The organism is Streptomyces sp. NRRL F-4489, from assembly GCF_001509485.1.
GTDB lineage: Bacteria > Actinomycetota > Actinomycetes > Streptomycetales > Streptomycetaceae > Streptomyces.
The window spans coordinates 1-1,403 of sequence record NZ_LLZI01000157.1 but is presented as its reverse complement, the minus strand read 5'-3'; the positions used below and the strand labels follow the sequence as shown (position 1 = coordinate 1,403).

Genomic DNA, 1,403 nt, shown 5'->3' with positions numbered 1-1,403 from the left:
GGGGCGGCGGGCGGGGACGAGGGCGAGGTGGACCTCTTCGGTCTCGTCCGGGGTGCGGACTCCATAGACGGCGGCGTGGGCGATGGCCGGGTGGGTGTGGAGGAAGTCCTCCAGTTCGGCGGGGTGGACGTGGCCGCCGACGACGATGATGACGTCCTTGAGGCGGTCGACGAGGTAGAGGCGGCCGTCGGTGTCCAGGTAGCCGACGTCGCCGGTGCGGACCCAGCCGTCGCGGAGGACTTCGGCGGTGAGGTCGGGGCGCTTCCAGTAGCCGCGCATGGCGCCGGCGGAGCGGACGTGGACCTCGCCGGGCTCGCCCGGGGGCAGGTCGCGGCCTTCGGGGTCGCGGATGGCGAGGGTGACGCCGGGCAAGGGGCGGCCCACGGTCATCGGGCGGTCGGTGGGGATGTCGGCGTGGTCGGCGGGGCCGGCTTCCGTGATGGACATCGCCTCGGACTGCCCGTACCAGCCGTAGAGGACCGGCCCGAACGCCTCGGCCGCCTGGCGCATCCGGGGCGCGGAGGCGGCGCAGCCCCCGTAGGTGATGCGGGTGAGGGAGGTGAGGTCGGTGGTGGGGAGGTTCGGGTCGTCCAGGAGGCGGTAGAGGAGGGGCGGCAGCAGCCAGAGGTGGGTGATGCGGGCGCGGGCCACGGTGGCCAGGACGGCGGAGGGGTCGAAACCCCGGTGGAGGACGACGCTGCCGCCGGCCACGAAGGTGAGGTCGGCCACGATGCCCGCCAGGTGGGCGAGCGAGGTGCAGGCCAGGAAGCGGGGCGGGTCCCCCGCGCCCTCCAGGGTGACGTGCGCGAGCATCGCGGCGAAGGAGCCGTGGGTCATCCGGACTCCCTTGGGGACACCGGTCGTTCCGCCGGTGTGGCGGATGCACCAGTCGTCCTCCGGGCGGGCCGCGCTCCCGACGGCGGGGGTAGCGGGGAGGGCGGCGGAGGCGGCCGCCAGGTCGGGGCCGAGGGGTGCGGCGCCCTCCGGGAGCGGGCCCAGGGTCATGGCCTCCGGGCGGGGGCCGGTGAAGCCGTCCAGGAGGGCGCGGGCGGTGTCGTGGAGGTCGGGGTCGGCCACCAGGAGGGCGGTGTCGGCGCTCTCGGCCACCAGGGAGAGCGTCTCGGCGGCCATCCCGTCGTAGAGGAGGACGACCCGCGCGCCCAGGAGGTTGGCGGCGTAGCGGGCGGCGAGCACCTCGGGGCGGTTGCGGCTGAGGAGGGCGACGGTACGGCCGCGGCCGACGCCGTGGGCGCCGAGGACGGCGGCCATGCGGTGGACGGTGTCGTGCAGGGCGCCGGCGGTGACGTCGTCGCCGTCGGCGGTGGTGAGGGCGGTGCGGGTGGGGTCGTGGGAGAGGGCGGTGAGGAGGGTCTCCACGTAGCTGGTGAAGGGGGGTTGGGGGG

At 75.8% G+C, this 1,403-nt stretch carries 1 protein-coding gene; it reads right to left on the bottom strand.

Annotated features, from left to right (window positions below; all coding sequences use genetic code 11):
- The coding region (locus tag ADL22_RS13865) for a class I adenylate-forming enzyme family protein (protein WP_066977964.1) at positions 1–1,403 on the bottom strand (1,403 nt) is incomplete at both ends.